The organism is Pseudomonas asiatica, from assembly GCF_009932335.1.
Lineage (GTDB): Bacteria > Pseudomonadota > Gammaproteobacteria > Pseudomonadales > Pseudomonadaceae > Aquipseudomonas > Aquipseudomonas asiatica.
The window spans coordinates 2,802,632-2,821,067 of record NZ_BLJF01000001.1 but is presented as its reverse complement, the minus strand read 5'-3'; the positions used below and the strand labels follow the sequence as shown (position 1 = coordinate 2,821,067).

24 protein-coding genes and 1 tRNA gene are annotated in these 18,436 nt (G+C 61.5%); 10 read left to right on the top strand and 15 right to left on the bottom strand.

From position 1 onward, the window contains the following. Nucleotides 1-36: 36 nt before the first annotated feature. The 3 genes from GYA95_RS13110 to GYA95_RS13100 form a co-directional block, all read right to left on the bottom strand. Entirely contained in the window at nucleotides 37-591 is a 555-nt protein-coding gene (locus GYA95_RS13110) for a pyridoxamine 5'-phosphate oxidase family protein (RefSeq protein WP_015270890.1), read from the bottom strand. 55 nt (nucleotides 592-646) lie between these two features. After that, entirely contained in the window at nucleotides 647-1,351 is a 705-nt protein-coding gene (locus tag GYA95_RS13105) for an SDR family oxidoreductase (RefSeq protein WP_015270889.1), read from the bottom strand. 98 nt (nucleotides 1,352-1,449) lie between these two features. Continuing rightward, on the bottom strand, nucleotides 1,450-2,343 hold the full coding sequence (locus GYA95_RS13100; protein ID WP_015270888.1) for a LysR substrate-binding domain-containing protein: 894 nt from the start codon (nucleotides 2,341-2,343) through the stop codon (nucleotides 1,450-1,452). Between the two features lie 217 nt (nucleotides 2,344-2,560). Between GYA95_RS13100 and GYA95_RS13095 the strand changes: the two genes are divergently transcribed. After that, nucleotides 2,561-3,775 (top strand): aldose 1-epimerase family protein, encoded by a 1,215-nt coding sequence (locus tag GYA95_RS13095; protein WP_015270887.1) that lies wholly within the window; start codon nucleotides 2,561-2,563, stop codon nucleotides 3,773-3,775. Nucleotides 3,776-3,885: 110 nt separating this feature from the next. Then, nucleotides 3,886-4,122, top strand: coding sequence for a hypothetical protein (locus tag GYA95_RS13090; protein WP_015270886.1), 237 nt, complete (start codon nucleotides 3,886-3,888; stop codon nucleotides 4,120-4,122). Nucleotides 4,123-4,138: 16 nt separating this feature from the next. Here GYA95_RS13090 and GYA95_RS13085 read toward each other — a convergent pair whose 3' ends face one another. Continuing rightward, on the bottom strand, nucleotides 4,139-4,375 hold the full coding sequence (locus GYA95_RS13085) for a hypothetical protein (RefSeq protein ID WP_015270885.1): 237 nt from the start codon (nucleotides 4,373-4,375) through the stop codon (nucleotides 4,139-4,141). A 165-nt stretch (nucleotides 4,376-4,540) separates the two neighbouring features. Next, a complete protein-coding gene (gene adhP, locus GYA95_RS13080; protein ID WP_015270884.1) occupies nucleotides 4,541-5,551 on the bottom strand; it encodes an alcohol dehydrogenase AdhP in 1,011 nt (336 codons plus the stop codon). Nucleotides 5,552-6,010: 459 nt separating this feature from the next. On the opposite strand from adhP, the gene GYA95_RS13075 reads away from it, so the two are divergent. Next, on the top strand, nucleotides 6,011-6,208 hold the full coding sequence (locus GYA95_RS13075; RefSeq protein WP_015270883.1) for a hypothetical protein: 198 nt from the start codon (nucleotides 6,011-6,013) through the stop codon (nucleotides 6,206-6,208). 1 nt (nucleotide 6,209) lies between these two features. On the opposite strand, the gene GYA95_RS13070 is transcribed toward GYA95_RS13075, so the two are convergent. Both GYA95_RS13070 and GYA95_RS13065 read right to left on the bottom strand, forming a co-directional pair. Further along, nucleotides 6,210-6,623, bottom strand: coding sequence for a DoxX family protein (locus tag GYA95_RS13070; RefSeq protein ID WP_015270882.1), 414 nt, complete (start codon nucleotides 6,621-6,623; stop codon nucleotides 6,210-6,212). A gap of 105 nt (nucleotides 6,624-6,728) precedes the next feature. Then, nucleotides 6,729-6,813 (bottom strand) — tRNA-Leu (locus GYA95_RS13065). Between the two features lie 201 nt (nucleotides 6,814-7,014). Between GYA95_RS13065 and GYA95_RS13060 the strand changes: the two genes are divergently transcribed. From GYA95_RS13060 to GYA95_RS13045, 4 genes are read left to right on the top strand one after another with little or no spacing between them, the layout of a single operon-like run. Next, nucleotides 7,015-7,290 carry a hypothetical protein gene (locus tag GYA95_RS13060; RefSeq protein ID WP_043935716.1) on the top strand — a complete coding sequence of 92 codons (276 nt, stop codon included), beginning with the start codon at nucleotides 7,015-7,017 and terminating at the stop codon, nucleotides 7,288-7,290. 42 nt (nucleotides 7,291-7,332) lie between these two features. Beyond that, entirely contained in the window at nucleotides 7,333-8,490 is a 1,158-nt protein-coding gene (locus tag GYA95_RS13055; protein ID WP_043935714.1) for a two-component system sensor histidine kinase NtrB, read from the top strand. A 6-nt stretch (nucleotides 8,491-8,496) separates the two neighbouring features. Next, the gene (locus GYA95_RS13050; RefSeq protein WP_015270879.1) at nucleotides 8,497-9,942 is read left to right on the top strand and encodes an ATPase domain-containing protein; all 1,446 of its coding nucleotides are present in this window, start codon (nucleotides 8,497-8,499) and stop codon (nucleotides 9,940-9,942) included. Nucleotides 9,943-9,953: 11 nt separating this feature from the next. Further along, nucleotides 9,954-10,307: a response regulator gene (locus GYA95_RS13045; protein ID WP_015270878.1), complete on the top strand. Its 354-nt coding sequence runs from the start codon at nucleotides 9,954-9,956 to the stop codon at nucleotides 10,305-10,307. 45 nt (nucleotides 10,308-10,352) lie between these two features. Here the strand turns inward: GYA95_RS13045 and csrA are convergent, their stop codons facing one another. The 8 genes from csrA to GYA95_RS13010 form a co-directional block, all read right to left on the bottom strand. Beyond that, nucleotides 10,353-10,550, bottom strand: a complete 198-nt coding sequence (gene csrA / locus GYA95_RS13040; protein ID WP_004375914.1) for a carbon storage regulator CsrA — start codon at nucleotides 10,548-10,550, stop codon at nucleotides 10,353-10,355. A gap of 253 nt (nucleotides 10,551-10,803) precedes the next feature. Continuing rightward, entirely contained in the window at nucleotides 10,804-11,826 is a 1,023-nt protein-coding gene (locus GYA95_RS13035) for a DNA topoisomerase IB (protein WP_015270877.1), read from the bottom strand. Between the two features lie 57 nt (nucleotides 11,827-11,883). Beyond that, a complete protein-coding gene (modC, locus tag GYA95_RS13030; protein WP_015270876.1) occupies nucleotides 11,884-12,975 on the bottom strand; it encodes a molybdenum ABC transporter ATP-binding protein in 1,092 nt (363 codons plus the stop codon). A gap of 1 nt (nucleotide 12,976) precedes the next feature. After that, on the bottom strand, nucleotides 12,977-13,657 hold the full coding sequence (gene modB, locus GYA95_RS13025) for a molybdate ABC transporter permease subunit (RefSeq protein WP_015270875.1): 681 nt from the start codon (nucleotides 13,655-13,657) through the stop codon (nucleotides 12,977-12,979). Beyond that, nucleotides 13,657-14,415, bottom strand: a complete 759-nt coding sequence (gene modA / locus GYA95_RS13020) for a molybdate ABC transporter substrate-binding protein (protein WP_015270874.1) — start codon at nucleotides 14,413-14,415, stop codon at nucleotides 13,657-13,659. The genes modB and modA overlap by 1 nt, the downstream gene beginning before the upstream one ends. A gap of 80 nt (nucleotides 14,416-14,495) precedes the next feature. Beyond that, nucleotides 14,496-15,584, bottom strand: a complete 1,089-nt coding sequence (locus GYA95_RS13015; RefSeq protein WP_015270873.1) for an NAD(P)H-dependent flavin oxidoreductase — start codon at nucleotides 15,582-15,584, stop codon at nucleotides 14,496-14,498. 43 nt (nucleotides 15,585-15,627) lie between these two features. Then, on the bottom strand, nucleotides 15,628-15,798 hold the full coding sequence (locus GYA95_RS27650) for a hypothetical protein (RefSeq protein WP_013973186.1): 171 nt from the start codon (nucleotides 15,796-15,798) through the stop codon (nucleotides 15,628-15,630). A gap of 7 nt (nucleotides 15,799-15,805) precedes the next feature. Continuing rightward, on the bottom strand, nucleotides 15,806-16,108 hold the full coding sequence (locus tag GYA95_RS13010; RefSeq protein ID WP_004375922.1) for a DUF1883 domain-containing protein: 303 nt from the start codon (nucleotides 16,106-16,108) through the stop codon (nucleotides 15,806-15,808). 160 nt (nucleotides 16,109-16,268) lie between these two features. On the opposite strand from GYA95_RS13010, the gene GYA95_RS13005 reads away from it, so the two are divergent. The 3 genes from GYA95_RS13005 (at nucleotide 16,269) to GYA95_RS12995 (ending at nucleotide 18,267) form a co-directional block, all read left to right on the top strand. Then, the gene (locus tag GYA95_RS13005) at nucleotides 16,269-16,628 is read left to right on the top strand and encodes a hypothetical protein (RefSeq protein ID WP_015270872.1); all 360 of its coding nucleotides are present in this window, start codon (nucleotides 16,269-16,271) and stop codon (nucleotides 16,626-16,628) included. Nucleotides 16,629-16,705: 77 nt separating this feature from the next. After that, nucleotides 16,706-17,356 (top strand): c-type cytochrome, encoded by a 651-nt coding sequence (locus GYA95_RS13000; protein ID WP_015270871.1) that lies wholly within the window; start codon nucleotides 16,706-16,708, stop codon nucleotides 17,354-17,356. Next, nucleotides 17,353-18,267 carry a c-type cytochrome gene (locus GYA95_RS12995; RefSeq protein WP_015270870.1) on the top strand — a complete coding sequence of 305 codons (915 nt, stop codon included), beginning with the start codon at nucleotides 17,353-17,355 and terminating at the stop codon, nucleotides 18,265-18,267. Before GYA95_RS13000 ends, GYA95_RS12995 begins: the two co-directional genes overlap by 4 nt. Nucleotides 18,268-18,436: the final 169 nt, after the last annotated feature.

Here is an 18,436-nt window from a genome sequence, read left to right as displayed (position 1 = left end):
TACTCCTGTTTGCATGTTCTGTACGAGAAGCCTGCCTCAGGGAGCCAGCCAGCAGGATTGCCACAATCCTTCATGGCGCAGGAAGCGCGCCCGTTGCTGAACGGGTCGTGTGAGATCCAGCCACTCCAGCGCTCGCGGCTCGATGCATAGGATTGCGAAGTGCTCGAAACCGCCCTGGATGCGTTCGTAGGCGACTTCAGGGCTTTCAATCACCTGCCCCGGCACAGCGCCATGACGGAACAATGCCTGTGTCTTGTCACGCGCCGTCGACCAGCAGCGTCGTCGATACTCGATGTCCTCGACCAGGGTGGCAAGCCCCTCCATGCGCACCTGGGTCAGGCCGCAAGGGCTCAGTGCCGTTAGTGCAACGCGTGGATCAACGGCAATCTGCGTGCATTTTGCCGAGCGCCTGTCCGCGTAAAAGTACAGCGCGCCTGCACGGGCGTCGGCATCTCGCAGTACAACTGTCCTGGAGGCGGGCCATCCTTGCTCGTCCAGGGTGGACAGTTGCATGAGCCGATAAGGGTTGCGCACCGGGCCGACCGGGATCGCCAGTTGCGCCCATATGCTTTGAAACAGATCGTCCAGCATGAAAAAACCAGGCTCCATGAAACGAGGGCCGCAGCAGTGCTGCGGCCACGGACGATCAAATGCTGCGTGTTACGCCGCCATCGACCCTGATGTTCTGCCCAGTGATGTAGGCCGCGCCTTCGCTAGCAAGGAACGCAATGGTCGCAGCGATTTCTTCGCTGGTGCCGTAGCGCTTGAGCGGCACGCTGTCGCGGCGTTGCTCGGTGCTCGGCAAGCTGTCGATCCAGCCGGGGAGGACATTGTTGATGCGCACGTTATCGCCGGCGAAATTGTCGGCGAAGATCTTGGTGAATGCGGCAAGGCCCGAGCGGAATACCGCAGAAGTCGGGAACAGCTCGCTGGGTTCGAACGCCCAGGCAGTGGAGATGTTGATGATCACTCCGCTCTTCTGACGCTGCATGTAAGGCGTCACCAGGCGAGTCGGGCGAATGACATTGAGCAGGTAAGTATCCATGCCCTTGTGCCAATCCTCGTCGCTGATTTCCAGGATTGGCGCGCGTGGACCATGGCCGGCGCTATTGACCAGCACATCGATACGGCCCCACTTCTCCACGACAGCGTCGACCAGGCGTTGCAGGTCTTCAACCGACTGGTTGCTACCGGTTACACCAATACCGCCGAGCTCGGCAGCCAACGCCTCGCCCTTGCCCGAAGAGGAAAGAACCCCAACCTTGAAGCCTTCGGCGGCCAGGCGTCGTGCTGCCGCAGCGCCCATGCCGCTGCCACCTGCCGTGATAATTGCAACTTTTTCTACTGACATGCTGCCTCCAATCTCTCAATGCTGATTTTTCAGGTGCATTCACCTTAGCAGCAGCCCCATTGGTGAGGGAGACAGCTAAACTTCACTATTACGATAGATTAACTATCGGCAGCTTGTTGCTTGAGCCAGCATTGGACCACGCTCAACGAGTCTGGCTGTTTCATCTTGCGTGGCCAGACCAGATAAAACGACTTGTCGATCCTGAGTTGCTGGGTAAAAACCTGCATCAGCCGGCCTGCGGCAATGTCATCACCGACGAACGCAGGGCTGGCCAGGGCAATGCCCTGACCGCTGATTGCCGCTTCAATGGCCAATGAGGTCTGATTGAAACGCAGGTTTCTGGCTGTGGGCTGCATGTGTTGTGGGAACAGCTCTGCAAGGAACTGAGGCCAGAAATTATGGGCATCGTGCAACATGACGAAATCCTGCAATTGCGCAAAGCTTGCAGGTATTTCGCTGCCTTCGAACAGCTTTGGGCTGGCCACCGCAACGATTAGCTGCTCCATCAGCAGTTCGCTATTCAAGCCCGCTCCGAACTCGGGCTTGCCATAACGGACAGCGATATCCACACCATCGGTGCTGAAGTGCGACAGCCGATCGGTTGCCAGCACACGCAAATCGATGTCTGGATGACTCTGCGCAAAATTGCCGAGCCTGGGAATCAGCCATTTTGAGGCGAAGGTAGGTGTAACGCTGACTGTCAGGTGAGAAGTCTGTGGCCGAAGCAGGCGTGTTGCCTCGTCGATCATGGCCAGTGCACTTCGAATGCTCCCGCTATAGCCCAGGCCTGCATCAGTCAACGCCAAACCGCGGGGTAGGCGTTCAAACAAACGCAGATCCAGGCTCGCTTCCAGCCCGCGTATCTGCTGGGCAACTGCCGCCTGGGTCACACCCAGTTCCTCGGCAGCCACACGGAAGTTCAAGCGGCGAGCCACCACTTCAAAAACACGCAACGCGTTCAGTGAGGGCAAATCAGGGAAACCGTCTGGCATGGCAATGAAAATTCTATCGAGTTGTGCAGTTTTTCTGTTTCTCTGATGCCTTCACAAGGTTGATAACCTGATCGGGCTCGAAAGATTCACTGTGCCGAGGCTACTCCCCGAAAATAGCTAAAGAAACCCGTGCCAATCGAAAGCATCGCTTGGCTAGCTTGCTGAAACGTTTCTTCGAGTCTATAAAAGGGAACAACTCCAAGAAAGGCAACCTGCCATGCCCCTCCTCAAACTCTTCGTTGCGCTTGGCGCCCTGACTGCGGCTTCCAACACCCTGGCCTGGGATTACGTTCTGCTCGACACCGACAAAGCCGCCCAGAACTGGCAGATCACCAGCCAGCAACTTGGCGTAAAAACCGACAAGCCCTTCAGCGTTACCTTGCGCACCTTGCACGGCGGTCGGCAAGAGGGTGTCAGCATCGTCGACATCGATAACGGTACGATGAAACTGTCGGTCGTGCCGACTCGTGGAATGAACGTCTTGCAGGCGTCGGTCGGCAATGTGCGCATGGGCTGGGATTCGCCGGTCAAGGAAGTGGTCAACCCGTCCTTCATCGACCTCAACGGGCGCAATGGCCTGGGCTGGCTGGAAGGTTTCAATGAACTGGTCACCCGCTGCGGTTACGAATGGGTCGGCCACCCCGGCGTCGACAACGGCGAACTGCTGACCCTGCACGGTCGGGCTGCCAACACTCCTGCGAACCAAGTCACCCTGCACATTGATGAGAAGCCCCCTTACGCCATTACCTTGCGTGGTGTAGTGAAAGAGCAGGCATTCAAGAAAGTCGACTTCTCCGTCGTGACCGAACTGGTCACCGAACCCGGCAGCGTGAAGTTCGCCCTCAACGACACCTTGACCAACAGCGGTGACTATCCGAAGGAATACCAGGCGCTTTATCACAGTAACTTCAGCACCCCGTTTCTGGAGCAGGGCGCTCGTTTTGCCGCGCCAGTGAAACAGGTGTCGCCATTCAACGACAAGGCAAGGGCAGATCTGCCCGACTGGCAAACCTACCGAGCGCCGACCAAGGACTATGACGAAACGGTTTACAACGTGGTGCCGTATGCCGATGACCAGGGCAATACGTTGACCGTGTTGCATGACAAGGCTGGCAATCTGGGCGTTTCGGTCGGCTTCAATACTCGGACATTGCCTGTATTTTCCCTGTGGAAGAATACCGATACACAAGGCCAGGGTTATGTAACGGGGCTGGAACCAGGGACGAGCTTTTCCTACAATCGCCGTTATCAGCGGCCTCTGAACCTTGTGCCGACAATCGGACCGAAGGAAAACAGGCAGTTCCACATCAGCTACAGCTTGCTGGTGGACAAGGTTGCAGTGGACAAGGCCTTGAAGCAGGTTGGCGAGATACAAGGAGGGCGCGAAACCGAGGTACTGCAGGCGCCATTGGTTGATCTGACCAAGGGTTGACGCCGGTCAGGGCCAAGCAGATAGCTGTGGCTTCAGGTAGTGCTGCCGGGTAGGTGGGTGCCCAGAACACTCTGGCGTGATGCTGGTCATTAAGATCTGAGGAATTGCACATGCCCTACATCATGCAAACGGTCGCCATACTGATTCTAGGCGCGATCGTCGTTCAGTTTCTAAAACCATACCTACTACGCAAGTGGCTGGGTTTGGTTTTACTGGCAGCGGGATTGGTTGGAATCCTCAACGTCGGCCAGCAGCAGGTCCTGGGTTTTGACTTAGAGCTGCTGGCGTTGCTGGCCGTACCGTTGGGCGTGGTACTGTTTCTGACGCGGCGGCGTTTAGACCAATAATGAACCCACTCACAGGCTAGCCTTCAGGCGGGGATATCCCACAAACGAATTCATCCGATCCCAGGCGGTGCGAGCCGAACTCCACAACATAGCCAACCCCGCGGCGCACCGCCTCGGCCCTGGCGGCCCTCTGGTCGGCAAACACATCGACGAAATGCCAGGGATGCCGGTCTCTCAGTACGCCCCATCCAAGTACCCAGCCGTCATTGTCCGGGTCGGGTGGCAGGTTTTTCGCCAAGCTGCGGATGCCCATACGTTCACTCCGATGTGCTAGCCAGTCTTCTGCTTGCGAACCGACTACAAACCACGACTTGGATAAAATCGTGTATCAAGCATAGCGCTTACCTGAAACCAGGACCTAAGGCGCGCCCATTTCAGGGTAGTGTGCGCTGCACCAACAGCCAGCGCACATGGGTCATCACCCCTCGAACTGAATCACCATCCGCCCTTTGATCTTGCCCTCCAGCATCTCATCGAAGATCTGGTTGATATCCTCGATCGGTCGCAGAGTCACCTTCGGCACCACTTTCCCTTCCGCCGCAAACTGGAAAGCTTCCTGCAGGTCCTGGCGGGTACCGACCAGCGAGCCGATCACTTCGATACCGTCCAGCACCAGGCGAGGGATGTTCAGGTTCATGGCTTCCGACGGCAGGCCGACCGCAACCAGGCGGCCACCCGCACGCAGGGCGTCAACGGCCGAGTTGAAGGCAGCCTTGGCAACGGCGGTAACCACGGCGGCATGGGCGCCACCGGTCTTGGCCTGGATGACCTTGGCGGCATCTTCGGCGCGTGAGTTGATGACCAGGTCAGCGCCCATCTCGCTGGCGAAGCGCAGTTGCTCTTCGTTGACGTCGATGGCGATCACTTTGGCGTTGAAGACGTTCTTGGCATATTGCAGGGCAAGGTTGCCCAGGCCGCCGAGGCCGTAGATGGCGATCCATTGGCCGGGGCGGATGTTGGAGATCTTCACCGCCTTGTAGGTGGTGACGCCGGCGCAGGTAATACTGCTGGCGGCAGCGGAGTCGAGCCCGTCGGGCACTTTGACCGAGTAGTCGGCCTTGACGATGCAGGCTTCGGCCATGCCGCCGTCCACGGTGTAGCCGGAGTTCTTCACTTCGCGGCACAGGGTTTCGTTGCCGCTGTTGCAATACTCGCAATGCCCGCAGCCCTGGTAGAACCAGGCCACGCTGGCGCGGTCGCCCGGTTTGAGCGAGGTGACGCCTGGCCCTACTGCCTGGACCACGCCGATGCCTTCGTGACCTAGCACCACACCGGTCTTGTCACCGAAGTCGCCATTTTTCACATGCAGGTCGGTGTGGCACACACCGCAGCATTGCATCTTCAGCAGCGCTTCACCGTGCTCGAGGGGGCGCAGGGTTTTCTCCACCACTTCCACGCGACGGCCTGGTGCAACAACAGCAGCTTTCATACGAGCCTCCGTATCCTGTTCCGAATGGGCTTGCTTATCGCCGGCTAAGCATAGCCCTGGGCCGATACGGTAAAACTGCCTCAGGTCATGGTCAGAGGCACTGTGCATGCCACAAAAAGAAAAGCCCGCGGCAACGATGCGGCGGGCTGTAAGAACATAGGGAGCAGGGTTAGTGTGCCCAGCGGGATGTCAGCATTTTGTGAAGCTCAGGTGATGGACTTGTCATGCATGGCTCAGCTCGAGTGTGGTCAGCATGGGCCGGGTTCCATGTGATTTCACTGCACTGGACGCAGGGGGAGTGGCAGCAATAAAAAAGCCCGCCGGGTATGGCGGGCAAGCAACGTTTGAAGGGAGAGCCTGCAGCTTGGGTCCGGCCGGTTAACCCAGCATTAAGCGGTAATGCATTGACCTGTGCAGGCGATCCGCCTATACAGGCCTGCCACCAGCCCAGGAGTCAGCATGCGCGACGAAGATGACCTGCACGAACCCGAACATGATCACCTGCTTGATCACGAATTCCTCTACGACGACACTGAGGCAGAAGCCGATGCCCGAGGCGTCGAGGATGACATCGAGGAAGACGAAGAAACGCTGGATGACCTTGATGAAGAAGAGCGTGGTCACCCAGCCTGGTTCGACGACTGCGAAGACGACTGACTCAGCGCCCGTCCACCGAAAAACGCCCGGGGCCGCTTACCGCCAGTAACAACATGCCGCCCATGATGCTGAGGTTTTTCAGGAACTGGGTCATGTTGGCGCTGCGCTCAGGGTCGACCATGTTCCAGAACGGGTGGCCCAGCAGCGCCGTGCCCAGCACGAACAACGCAAACAGGAAGGCCAGCGGCCGGGTGTAGAATCCGAGGATCAGCAGGATGCCAACGGCGAATTCCATGAGCACGGCTACTGCCGCTGCCAGCATGGGGGCAGGAGCGCCCAGTGAAGTCATGTAGCCGACCGTGCCTTCGAACCCGGTCAGCTTGCCCCAGCCAGACAAGACGAACAGGATCATCAGCAGCACACGGGCAATCAGGATAATGATGTCGCGTTGACCATCGAACAGGGAGTAGCGCATGGCGGCGTTCCAGTGGACGGGTTCAAGCTCCACTCTAGCAGCTGCGCAACACCTTGCAGGCGGGCAGCAAAAAGGCGCCGCGAGGGCGCCTTTTGCGAAGAAATTTGGTGCGAGTGGCGGGACTCGAACCCGCAAGGCTCACGCCGACAGATTTTAAGTCTGCTGTGTATACCAATTCCACCACACTCGCACGCTTGAAGGGGCCGTAACGACCAGCTCGCTTCTAAGCAGAAGGGCTTCGCAATCAAGCGCGCTTTATAACCCATTGTTATAGTTGAGTCAACCACAGCGCCTATGATCAACAGAATGAAGGTCGATCGAATGGGCAATTGACACCTTGCTATCATTACGCCACTGTTGCCCTTTTATTGGATCCAAAGAGTGTGCGGTGATGACTCTGTCCGATACTCCCGAGCGTATAGTGCACCCACGGCTATTGTGGCGACTTTTGTTCGTGCTGGTCGTCGTGCTGGCGGCATTTCTCTACCTGAGCCTGATCAGCCTGGGCGGTTATCTGCTGATGCTTGGGTTCGATGCCGAACACTCTCAACCGCAGCGGCTGATGGCCCTGGCCGGTGGAGGGCTTATCCTGCTGGTCGGCTTGTGGCTGCTGAAAGTGGCGATGCCTCGGCGCATCAGCCTTGTGCTGGTTGAGCCTGGGCGTTGAACCTCGCAATATTTTCCCTCCTGCTGTGCCGGTGGAGTTCGCATGGTTTCAGCTGACTGTCTCGATCACCCTGTCATGACTGCCCAACGCTATGAACAGCTGGTTCAGTCGGTGGTGGATTACGCCATTTACATGCTTGATCCTTCCGGCCATGTGGTGTCGTGGAACGCAGGCGCGCAACGTATCAAGGGGTACCGTGCCGATGAAGTGATCGGCCAGCATTTCTCGTTGTTCTTCACTCCGCAGGATTGCACCGAGGGCCGCCCGGAGCGCTTGCTGCGCCAGGCGCTGGAGCAGGGCGAGGCGCAGGATGAGGGCTGGCGCGTACGCAAGGATGGCACGCAGTTCTGGGCGCTGGCCGCCCTGGATGTGATTCGCGATGACCAGGGCCAGATTGTCGGCCTGGCCAAGGTGACCCGGGACATCACCGACCGCCGCGAGTCGGCGCTGCAACTGGACGCGGTGCGCGCCCAGCTGTTCCAGGCACAGAAGCTGGAGGCCCTCGGCCAGTTGACCGGTGGCCTGGCGCATGACTTCAACAACATGCTGACCATCATCATCAGCTCGGCGCGCTTGGCGCTGGCCACCCAGGACCCGGCACGCGCCCAGCGCATGTTGCAGCACATTCTCGATGCCGGGCAGCGGGGCACCGAGCTGACCCAGCAGTTGCTCAGCTTTGCCCGCCACCGCAAGCTTGATGTGGCTTGCGTCGCCCCGGCGAACCTTGTTGCCGCCACCCGTGGTCTACTGGAGCATGCGCTGCCTGGATCGATTGACCTGGAGGTGGTGCTGCAACCGGACCTGCCCCTGATCGAGGTGGATGCCGGGCAATTGCAGATGGTACTGCTCAACCTGTTGTTCAATGCCCGCGATGCCATCACGGGGCAGGGCCGGATCGGCTTGACAGTCGAGGTGGTCGAGCTGACCGGTGAGGTGGAGGGCCTGCACGGCGGGTTTGTGCGTTTCGAGGTCGAAGACAGCGGCGAGGGCATCGCGCCAGCGGTACTGCCGCGGATCTTCGAACCGTTTTTCACTACCAAGCCCTTTGGCAAGGGGACTGGCCTGGGCCTCAGCCAGGTGTATGGTTTTGCCAGGCAGAGCGGTGGTGCCATTTGCGTCGACAGCGAGCCCGGCCGGGGAACTTGCATGCAGCTTTACTTGCCAATCTATCAGCACACGGACAGCCAACTCGACAGGTAGAACACCATGGCACAGGCACTCAGGCGGCTGGTGACGGGGATCGATGGGCTCGATGCGTTGCTCCAGGGTGGCCTGGTGGCTGGCGCGTCCTACATCATTCAGGGCCCGCCGGGGGCGGGCAAGACCATCCTCGCCAATCAGCTGGCCTGCGGGCATGTGCGCGGTGGTGGCCGGGTGCTGGTGGCCACCTTGCTCAGCGAGTCGCACGAGCGGCTGTTCCAGTACCTGGCGACCCTGGAGTTCTTCGACCCGGCGCTGGTAGGTGATCCGATCCAGTTCGTCAGTGCCTTCGATACCCTGGAGCAGGAAGGCCTGGACGCCGTGGTACGGCTGCTGCGCCAGGAAATCGCCCGCCAGCAGGCCAGCCTGCTGATCGTCGATGGCGTGCTAAATGCCCGGGTGCGTGCGGAAACCGCGCTGGATACCAAGAAATTCGTCTCTGAACTACAGGGCCATGCGGCCTTTGCGGGCTGCACCGTGCTGCTGCTGACCAGCGCCCGGCTGGACGAGGGCAGCCCGGAGCACACGATGGTCGACGGGGTGATCGAACTGGGCGAGCAACTGTTTGGCAGCCGCGCCGTGCGTCATATCCAGCTGCGCAAGACGCGGGGCAGTGCGGCGTTGTCGGGGCGCCATGAATGCCTCATCGATGAAACCGGCATGCATGTATACCCGCGCCTGGAGTCACTGTTCAGCCACCCCAGCCAGGCGGGCAGCGCCACCTTGGAGCGCATCCGCAGCGGGGTGGCGACCCTGGATGAAATGCTCGGTGGCGGCCTGGCCACGGGCTCGGTCAGCCTGCTGATCGGGCCCTCGGGTATTGGCAAGACGTCATTGGGCCTGGCATTTCTCGGTGCCAGCAGCCCGCAGGCGCCGGGGCTGCATTTCGGCTTTTACGAAACGCCGGAGCGCCTGCGTATCAAGGCCGCGTCGCTGGGTTACGATTTTGCAGCCATGGAGCAGGCAGGCATCCTGCAGCTTTGCTGGCAGCCGACTACCGAGGGCCTGCTGGACCAGGTCGGGGCGCGCCTGCTCGAGCGGGTCGAAGCGCAAGGCAGCAAGCGCGTGCTGATCGACAGCCTGGGGGCGTTCAGCCGCCTGGCCATCGACCCGGCGCGGCTCAATGCGTTTTTCCGCGCCTTGGTCGGCGAACTGCGCGCGCGCGATGTCAGCGTGATGCTGACCTGGGAAATGCGCGACATTTTCGGCGCGGAAATCAGCGCCCCGGCCCCGGACCTGTCAAGCATCGTCGACAACTTGATGCTGATGCGCTTCGTCGAGCTGGATTCGCAGCTGCGGCGCATGCTGTCGATCCTCAAGGTGCGTGACAGCCACCATGACCCTGCCTTGCACGAGCTGCTGATCGGGCCGCAGGGCATTACCCTGCGCAAGGCGTTCGAAGGCGCTTGCGGTGTGCTTTCGGGAACGCCGGTGCCGCAGGGGAGCGGGTGACGAGGCGGGCGATGAACACCATCCTGATCGTCGATGACGAGTACCTGATTGCCGACATCCTCGGTTTTGCCCTGGAGGACGAGGGTTTTCTGGTGGAAAAGGCGAGCAACGGCTACAAGGCGCTGGAGGCACTGAAGGAAAAGCGCGTTCAGCTGGTCATCACCGACTACATGATGCCACTGCTCAACGGTGAGGAGCTTGTGCGCTCGATGCGTGAAGACCCGGCCTTGAGCGAGTTGCCGGTCATCCTCATGAGTGGCGCGCAGGCCAACCAGGGATGCCCGGAACTGTTCGCCGCGGTGTTCGACAAACCGTTCGACATGGACTGTATGATCGCCAAGGTGCGCGAACTGCTGGGCACCTGAGGCGCGGCGCGATCAAGCGCGTCCGTGCGGCTTGAGGCAGGTCGCTCAGTGCGAGTCGTCGTGCTTTTCCGGGGCCGGGCTGCCGGCCTGAATACGCTTGAAGATCTCTTCTCGATGGACCTGGACGTCTTTCGGTGCATCGATACCGATCCTCACCTGCATCCCTTTGACGCCCAGAATGGTGACTTTGATGTCATCGTTGATGACGATGCTTTCGCCAACCTTGCGGGTGAGTATCAGCATGTAGTTCTCCTTGGTGATGTAAAAGTCCGTCGGGCTAGTTGCCACGGCGGCGGGAGCTTGTCCCTCTTCCTTCTCATTAAAGACGCTTTCGGCGGATAGTAATTCCCCGACAGACAAATTCTGTTGCGTGTCTTCAGTCGCAGGTGCCGAAGCAAACCGCCAGCGGTTTGTCGGCCAAGGTGCTCGGTGGCAAGAATAGGGGGCTTGGCGGCCAATGGGAAATTTCTTCGCATCATGGTGTGAATAGACCGGGTTAATGGTCATCCTGTTCCTCGAGTGCCTGAAGAAATAACAGCAAGGCTACTTCTTCACGGTCCAGGCCTTTGCGCACACGGTTCTTCGGCAAGTTGGCCAGGCGCCCCAGGGCATAGTGTTCAAGTACAGCCGGGTGAATGTAACAGCGCCTGCACACTGCCGGTGTATTGCCCAGGCGTGATGCTACCTGACGGACGATGGCGGCGACCTGGCGCTTGGCTTCGCTCTCGGGCTCCCAGGCCAAGGGCCTCAGCAGGTCCAGGGCGAGGCTGCTACCGGCCCAGGTGCGGTAGTCCTTGGCGGTGAAGTCGGCACCGGTCAGCTGCTGCAGAAACTGGTTGACCTCGCTGGAGCCGACGCTATGGCGCTGGCCGTCGTCGTCCAGGTACTGGAACAACGCTTGGCCGGGCAGTTCCATGCAGCGCTTGAGCAGGTTGGCCAGGCGCCGATCGTTGAGGCTGACGTTGTGCTCGACGCCGCGCTTGCCGCGGAACTGGAAGCGGATGCTGCTGCCCTTCACCTCGACATGGCGGTTGCGCAGGGTGGTCAGTCCATAGGACTGGTTGTCACGCAGGTAGCGCTGGTTGCCGATGCGGATCAGGGTGTGGTCCAGCAGGCTGATCACCAGCGCCATCACCTTTTCCCGGTCCAGGCCTGGCCGGGCAAGGTGGTCGTGCAGCTGTGCGCGCAATTTCGGCAGGGCCTGGGCAAACGCCAGCATGCGCCCGTACTTGTGCTGGTCGCGTATTTCGCGCCACTGCGCGTGGTAGCGGTATTGCTTGCGGCCACGGGCATCGCGACCTGTGGCTTGCAGGTGGCCTTGCGGGTCGGCGCAGATCCACACCTCGGTATAGGCCGGTGGGATTGCCAGTGCAGCGATGCGGGCAAGGGTATCGCTGTCGCGCACTCGTTGGCCGTCGGCATCCAGGTAGATGAAGCGCTCTCTCCAGCGCCGCCGGGTCAGGCCCGGCTGGCTGTCGTCGACGTAGTGCAGGGTGCGCGGCAGGGGGCAGTCAAGCATGGTTGGCAGGCCTCGATCAGGTCACTGATCAATGGACACCAGCGACGGGGCCGATGCTCAGCCCAGCAGCGCCACCGACTTGATCTGGGCAAACAGCACCTGGCCCGGGTGCAGGCCGAGCTGGTCTGCCGAGAAGCGGGTGATGCGCGCGAGCAAGGCGTTGCCGCCAGCATCCAGGCTGACCAATACATGGGCCGGGTTGGCGGCCGGGCGGCTTTCGCGCACGCGCACCGGCAAGCGGTTGAGAATGCTCGAAGTGCTGTCAGCTGCCAGGGCCAGGCTGACGTCACGCGCCTGCACCTTGACCCGCAAGGTGCTGCCCATCACCTGGGCAGGGTGGGTGATACGCAACAGCGGCCCGTCGTTGCCGGGCAGGCGCAGGTCGAGCAGGTCGTAGTGCGCGTCATGTGCCACCACCAGGCCTTCAAACACCACGCCGGCATCCTCGCCCTCGGCCAGCGACAGGTCGAGGCGGGCCAGGGTTTCGCCGATCGGGCCGCTGGCCACTGTCTGGCCTTGCTCCAGCAACACCAGGTGGTCGGCCAGCTGCGCCACTTCTTCCTGGGCATGGCTGACATACACCAGCGGGATGTCCAGTTCGTCGTGCAGGCGTTCCAGGTAGGGCAGGATTTCGCGTTTGCGCGGCCCGTCGAGGGCAGCCAGTGGCTCGTCCATCAACAGCAGGCGCGGGCTGCTGAGCAGGGCGCGGGCAATGCCCACCCGCTGCGCCTCGCCACCGGACAAGGTCGCCGGCCGGCGTGCCAGCAAGTGGCCGATACCCAGCAGCTGGCAGGCCAGGTCTAGGCTGACCTTGCGCTCGGCAGCGGCCACCCGGCGCCAGCCGAACTCCAGGTTGCCGCGTACCGACAGGTGCGGGAACAGGCTGGCCTCCTGGAACACGTAGCCTACCGGGCGCAGGTGTGGTGCCAGAAAGAATCCGCGGGCGCTGTCTTCCCAGACTTCGCCGTTGACCTCGATGTAGGCGCTGGCGGCCCGTTCCAGCCCCGCCAGGCAACGCAGGCAGCTGGTCTTGCCAGAACCGGAGTGGCCGAACAACGCACTGATGCCGCGGCCGGGCAGGTGCAGGTCTACGTCCAGGGTGAAGTCGTCGCGTGCCAGTTGCAGGCGCGCCACAATCGATGCGCTCATTTCAGCTCCAGCCAGCCTTGCCGCGGCGTCCTGCGTAAAGCAGGAGCAGCACCAGGAACGAGAACACCAGCATGGCACCGGCCAGCCAGTGCGCTTGCGAATAGGCCATGGCCTCGACATGGTCGAAGATCTGCACCGAGACCACGCGTGTCTTGTCGGGGATGTTGCCGCCAATCATCAACACCACGCCGAACTCGCCCACCGTGTGGGCGAAACCGAGGATGCTGGCGGTGATGAAGCCCGGACGGGCCAACGGCAGCACCACGTGGACGAAGGTGTCCCAGGGGCTGGCGCGCAGCGTCGCGGCCACTTCCAGCGGGCGCTGGCCAATGGCGCCGAAGGCATTCTGCAGCGGCTGGACCACGAACGGCATGGAGTAGATCACCGAGCCTATTACCAGGCCGGTAAAACTGAACACCACGCTGCCCAGGCCCAGCGCCTGGGTCGCCTGGCCCAGCCAGCCATGTGGGCCGAGGGCGATCAGCAGGTAGAAACCGATCACTGTGGGTGGCAGTACCAGCGGCAAGGCCACCACCGCGCCCACCGGCCCGCGCAACCACGAGCGCGTGCGCGCCAGCCACCAGGCGATGGGCGTGCCGACGATCAGCAGGATGAGGGTGGTCATGCTGGCCAGTTTCACGGTCAGCCAGATGGCACCCAGGTCACTGGCATCCAGTGGCATCAGATTTCATAACCGTAGGATTTGATCACTGCCGCGGCTTTCGGGCCTTTCAGGTAGTCGACCAGGGCCTTGGCGGCGGGGTTGTCCTTGCCTTTTTCGAGGATTACCGCGTCCTGGCGGATGGGTTCGTGCAGGGACGAGGGAACGATCCAGGCCGAACCGCTTTCGACCTTGCCGTCCTTGTAGATTTGTGAAAGGGCGACAAAGCCCAGCTCGGCGTTGCCGGTGGATACGAACTGGAACGCCTGGGTAATGTTCTGCCCTTCGACCAGCTTGGGCCGGGTGGCTTCGGTCAGCTTCAGCTTGTCCAGCACCTGTGTGGCGGCCAGGCCGTAGGGCGCGGTTTTCGGGTTGGCAATGGACAGTTGCTTGAACTGGTTGTTCTTCAGCACTTCGCCGTTGGCGTCGACATAGCCGGGCTTGGCCGACCACAGCGCCAGGGTGCCGATGGCGTAGGTGAAGCGTGAGCCCGGGGCAATCGCGTTTTCCTGCTCGAGCTTGGCTGGGGTGCTGTCGTCGGCAGCGAGAAATACCTCGAACGGCGCGCCATTCTTGATTTGTGCGTAGAACTGGCCGGTGGCGCCATAGGCAGCGACCAGCTTGTGGCCAGTGTCTTTCTCGAAGTCCTTGGCAATGGCCTGGATAGGGGCTGTGAAGTTCGCTGCGACCGCGACCTGGACTTCATCGGCCCAGGCAGTGTTGAAGGCAAGCAGGCTGGTCAGGGCGGTGGCAGCCAAGTGGGGTGGGCGGATACGCATGAAGACAGCTCCTTGGGGCTTATCGTTATATCCTTAACTATATAGCGGTAGGCCATGGGCCGGGAAGGGGCCAGACCTGCTTATGCAGACGCCTGGCGGCCGATCATGGCCAGCGCCTTTTCGGCAATCTCCCGGGTCAACTCACCCGCCGGCATATGCCTGCCCAGCCGCAACGCCTGCCCCGACCAGAGGTTGCTGAAATCGCTATTGCCCTGCGGATCCGTAATCGCCCGCAAAGGCATCAAGGCGCCGCCGGCCAGCGGGAAGTGCGGGGCCAAATCGCTCATCGGCCCCAGCTCGCGCATGATGCGGTTGTTGATGCCACGCGCCGGTCGGCCAGTGAACAGGTTGGTCAGCGCCGTGTCGCTGGCCGGGGCGCTGTCCAGGGCCTGGCGATGCGCCGGCGACACCTTGGCCTCGGGGCAGAACAGGTACGCCGTTCCGATCTGCACTGCCGAAGCACCCAAGGCCAATGCCGCCAACAGGCCGCGGTGGTCAGCAATGCCGCCAGCGGCAATCACCGGGACGCTGACCGCATCGGCCACCTGCGGCACCAGCGCGAAGGTGCCGATCTGGCTGGTGATATCGTCGCTGAGGAACATGCCGCGATGGCCGCCCGCCTCATAGCCCATGGCAATGATCGCATCACAGCCGTGATGCTCCAGCCACACGGCTTCCTCTACTGTAGTGGCGCTGGACAGCACCTTGGCACCACTGGCCTTTACCCGTTGCAGCAGGTCGGCATGTGGCAGGCCGAAGTGGAAGCTCACCACCTCCGGGCGCAGTTGCTCGACCAGCTGGCAGCTATGTTCGTCGAAAGGCGCCCGGTTGGACACCGGCGTGGGCGCCGTGAAGTCGGCTCCCACTTCGCTGTAATAGGGCTGTAGCGCCTGCTTCCAGCGTGCATCGCGCTCGGCATCGGGCGCTGGCGGCTGGTGGCAGAAGAAGTTCAGGTTCAACGGGCGGCCCGGGCAGCCGGCGCGGAAGGCAGCGATCTCGGTGCGCACCTGGTCGCCCGTGAGCATGGCGCAGGGCAGGGCGCCCAAACCGCCCGCCAGGCCCACGGCAATGGCCATGCCCGAGCCCGTCGCACCGGCCATGGGGGCCTGCAGAATGGGCAACTCGATGCCCAGCAGGTCGAGGATGCGGCGGTCGGGCCAGTGGCTCATGCGATTCTCCTTGCGCGGGCGGGCGGTACGGTGGGGCGGGTATTTACAAGGCTTTGCTGACCTGGATGTCGCTGATCTTCTCGGCGTCTTCGCCGTGAATCTTGCGCAGGGCTTCCAGGGCTTGTTCGAGGGAGGCGTCGGGCATCAGCGCGAAGTCCCAGCGGCGCTGGCCGTCGAGCTTGTACTTGATGACGTACTTGGTGGTCTGGGTCATGGTGGCCTTATCTGAGTTTCGACGATGAACGACGGACGATCTTGATCTTGTGGGTCAAGGTTGGCTTGCGGGTAACCGAGATCGGGCGGGTGGTCACGGTATCGATGGTGATGTTCCAGAAACCGGTGCTTGGCACGGTGATCTTCGCCGGGAACTTGTCGAAATGGCCACCGTGGTAGGTATGACGGCCGCCGTTCTTGAAGCTGCGGAAGTTGGCGTCGTTCATCAGGCGGATATTGCAGCGCTGGGAGCACTCGATGACGACGATATCGTCCTCGTTCAGGTGCTCGCGCTGGTGTACGAATTTCATGTGATGCTCCGCAAGGATTGGTTCTGCAAAGGCGAAAGATACCACGATGTCGGGTTACACTGCCGCGCTGTTCCGCCAGGCATAGATAAATCTGCCAAAGCAGGGAGCAAAACAGCCTGGCTGTGGTCAAAGCGGATTCTTGAAGGCAGAGGTGCTGCAAATGAAGTGGATGGTGGCGGCGTTGGCGATGACGCTGGGTGGCTGTGTGAGTGTTACGGAACTGGAACAGTCGCATGAAACGCTGGATGTAATCTCGGGCAAGTCCCCACGCGCGTATGCCGATTGCGTCAAGCAGAAGCTGGCCGATACCCGGGACCCGCTTGTGGAAGAGCAGCGTGGCGATGGCCTGCGGCTGATCGTGCCGCAAAAAATCAGCTCGGGCGTGGGCCCGGCGGCGCTGGTGGATATCGACAAGCGTGGCAGCGGCAGCAGCATCAAGCTGCACGAGCGGCTGAACAATTTCCCGCTGCGCCTGGGCGACGTGCGCACCGCAGCCACCCAATGCATTTCCGGTAGTTGATCCAGGGCAACTGATCACGCTCCTTTTACTTATATGTTTTAAGCCTAAGCTTATAACAATAGAAAAGGAGATTCGTGATGACACCGTTGAGTCGCGCCTTGGTCGGCAGCCTGCTGATCCTGGCCTGGCCCACGGCGCATGCCGCCGATGGCCAGAAAGTCTTCACCCAGGGTGGGGCCAACCCCGCCGCCATGGCTTGCCTGGGTTGCCATGGCCCGGACGGCAAAGGCATTGCCGCTGCCGGCTTCCCACGCCTGGCCGGGCTGCCGGCCGCTTACCTCAGCAAGCAATTGCATGATTGGCGCAACGGCAGCCGCAAGCAGCCGGTGATGGAGCCGCTTGCCAATGCCCTGAGCGAGGATGAGATCGAGGCGGTCAGCACCTATCTGGCCAGCCTGCCGGCAGACCCTGCCGGCGACCTGCGTCGCCAGCAGATCGCCGATGACCCCACCACCCGCATGGCCCTGTACGGTGACTGGAGCCGGCAGATTCCTGGTTGCGTGCAATGCCATGGCCCGGGCGGTGGCGGGGTTGGCGAACACTTCCCGCCCTTGGCCGGCCAGCCCGCCAGTTACCTGGTGGCGCAGCTCAATGCCTGGCGTGACGGCACGCGCAGCAATGACCCCAACCAGCTGATGGTCGGCGTGGCCAAGGCCATGACCGATGACGAGATCAAGGCCGTTGCCGAGTTCTTCGCCCGCCCCGCCAGCCAGGAGGTCAAGCCATGAAACCGATGATTCCAGCCCTGCTGCTGCTGGCCATGGGCAGCGCACACGCCGCCCAGATTGCCATGGAAGACCAGTCGCAGTTGAAAGTGCCTGGCGTGCAGGCCGCGCCGCAGTTCGTGCCACCAGCGGAAAGCGAGTTGCCTGACAATGCCTTTGGCAAGATGGTACGCGAGGGGCATGCCTTGTTCGTCGACACCCGCAGGTTGATGCCCCAGGCTGTGGGCAACGGCATGAACTGCAGCAACTGCCACCTTGACCAGGGGCGGCTGGCGCATTCCGCGCCGATGTGGGGGGCGTACCCGATGTACCCCGCCTACCGCAAGAAAAATGACAAGGTCAACACCTATGCCGAGCGCATCCAGGGCTGCTTCCAGTTCAGCATGAACGGCAAGCCGCCTGCGGCCGATAGCCCGCAGATGACGGCGCTGGCGGTGTATTCCTACTGGCTGTCGACCAAGGCGCCGACCGGCGTCGAGATTGCCGGGCGCGGGTACCCGGAGGTGCCGCAGCCAAAGGGCGGATACGACTTCAAGCGCGGTCAGCAGGTTTATCGTGAGCAGTGTGCGATTTGTCACGGCGACAATGGCGAAGGGCAGAAGGTGGCGGGCGAGTACGTGATGCCGCCGTTGTGGGGCAAGGACTCCTACAACTGGGGCGCCGGCATGCACCGGATCAATACCGCGGCGTCGTTCATCAAGTACAACATGCCGCTGGGCAAGCCGGGCAGCCTTAGCGATCAGCAGGCCTGGGATGTGGCGGCCTGGGTCAATCGCCATGAACGGCCGCAGGACCCGCGGCTGGTGGAGGGTTCCATCGAGAAAACGCGGGTGAAGTTCCATGCCAATGACGGGGTGAACCTGTATGGGCAGAAGGTCGATGGTGTGCTCATAGGGCAGGGCACCGGTAGCTGATGTATTGCCTGTACTGGCCTCCTCGCGGGCTTGTCCGCGAAGAGGCCAGTACAGGAAACCCCGATTTCCTGTCATCCATCTGTCATGGATGACAGCAATATTTACGATCCCCCGGAACTATCTACACTGGGTTATCTCTATCTTCCCATCGATCGGCCACAGGTAGGGC

Excerpts from the sequence above, each read along its gene's own strand:
- GYA95_RS13110 (WP_015270890.1), bottom strand. The coding sequence starts at position 591 with ATGCTGGACGATCTGTTTCAAAGCATATGGGCGCAACTGGCGATCCCG.
- GYA95_RS13105 (WP_015270889.1), bottom strand. The coding sequence starts at position 1,351 with ATGTCAGTAGAAAAAGTTGCAATTATCACGGCAGGTGGCAGCGGCATG.
- GYA95_RS13100 (WP_015270888.1), bottom strand. The coding sequence starts at position 2,343 with ATGCCAGACGGTTTCCCTGATTTGCCCTCACTGAACGCGTTGCGTGTT.
- GYA95_RS13095 (WP_015270887.1), top strand. The coding sequence starts at position 2,561 with ATGCCCCTCCTCAAACTCTTCGTTGCGCTTGGCGCCCTGACTGCGGCT.
- GYA95_RS13090 (WP_015270886.1), top strand. The coding sequence starts at position 3,886 with ATGCCCTACATCATGCAAACGGTCGCCATACTGATTCTAGGCGCGATC.
- GYA95_RS13085 (WP_015270885.1), bottom strand. The coding sequence starts at position 4,375 with ATGGGCATCCGCAGCTTGGCGAAAAACCTGCCACCCGACCCGGACAAT.
- adhP (WP_015270884.1), bottom strand. The coding sequence starts at position 5,551 with ATGAAAGCTGCTGTTGTTGCACCAGGCCGTCGCGTGGAAGTGGTGGAG.
- GYA95_RS13075 (WP_015270883.1), top strand. The coding sequence starts at position 6,011 with ATGCGCGACGAAGATGACCTGCACGAACCCGAACATGATCACCTGCTT.
- GYA95_RS13070 (WP_015270882.1), bottom strand. The coding sequence starts at position 6,623 with ATGCGCTACTCCCTGTTCGATGGTCAACGCGACATCATTATCCTGATT.
- GYA95_RS13060 (WP_043935716.1), top strand. The coding sequence starts at position 7,015 with ATGACTCTGTCCGATACTCCCGAGCGTATAGTGCACCCACGGCTATTG.
- GYA95_RS13055 (WP_043935714.1), top strand. The coding sequence starts at position 7,333 with ATGGTTTCAGCTGACTGTCTCGATCACCCTGTCATGACTGCCCAACGC.
- GYA95_RS13050 (WP_015270879.1), top strand. The coding sequence starts at position 8,497 with ATGGCACAGGCACTCAGGCGGCTGGTGACGGGGATCGATGGGCTCGAT.
- GYA95_RS13045 (WP_015270878.1), top strand. The coding sequence starts at position 9,954 with ATGAACACCATCCTGATCGTCGATGACGAGTACCTGATTGCCGACATC.
- csrA (WP_004375914.1), bottom strand. The coding sequence starts at position 10,550 with ATGCTGATACTCACCCGCAAGGTTGGCGAAAGCATCGTCATCAACGAT.
- GYA95_RS13035 (WP_015270877.1), bottom strand. The coding sequence starts at position 11,826 with ATGCTTGACTGCCCCCTGCCGCGCACCCTGCACTACGTCGACGACAGC.
- modC (WP_015270876.1), bottom strand. The coding sequence starts at position 12,975 with ATGAGCGCATCGATTGTGGCGCGCCTGCAACTGGCACGCGACGACTTC.
- modB (WP_015270875.1), bottom strand. The coding sequence starts at position 13,657 with ATGCCACTGGATGCCAGTGACCTGGGTGCCATCTGGCTGACCGTGAAA.
- modA (WP_015270874.1), bottom strand. The coding sequence starts at position 14,415 with ATGCGTATCCGCCCACCCCACTTGGCTGCCACCGCCCTGACCAGCCTG.
- GYA95_RS13015 (WP_015270873.1), bottom strand. The coding sequence starts at position 15,584 with ATGAGCCACTGGCCCGACCGCCGCATCCTCGACCTGCTGGGCATCGAG.
- GYA95_RS27650 (WP_013973186.1), bottom strand. The coding sequence starts at position 15,798 with ATGACCCAGACCACCAAGTACGTCATCAAGTACAAGCTCGACGGCCAG.
- GYA95_RS13010 (WP_004375922.1), bottom strand. The coding sequence starts at position 16,108 with ATGAAATTCGTACACCAGCGCGAGCACCTGAACGAGGACGATATCGTC.
- GYA95_RS13005 (WP_015270872.1), top strand. The coding sequence starts at position 16,269 with ATGAAGTGGATGGTGGCGGCGTTGGCGATGACGCTGGGTGGCTGTGTG.
- GYA95_RS13000 (WP_015270871.1), top strand. The coding sequence starts at position 16,706 with ATGACACCGTTGAGTCGCGCCTTGGTCGGCAGCCTGCTGATCCTGGCC.
- GYA95_RS12995 (WP_015270870.1), top strand. The coding sequence starts at position 17,353 with ATGAAACCGATGATTCCAGCCCTGCTGCTGCTGGCCATGGGCAGCGCA.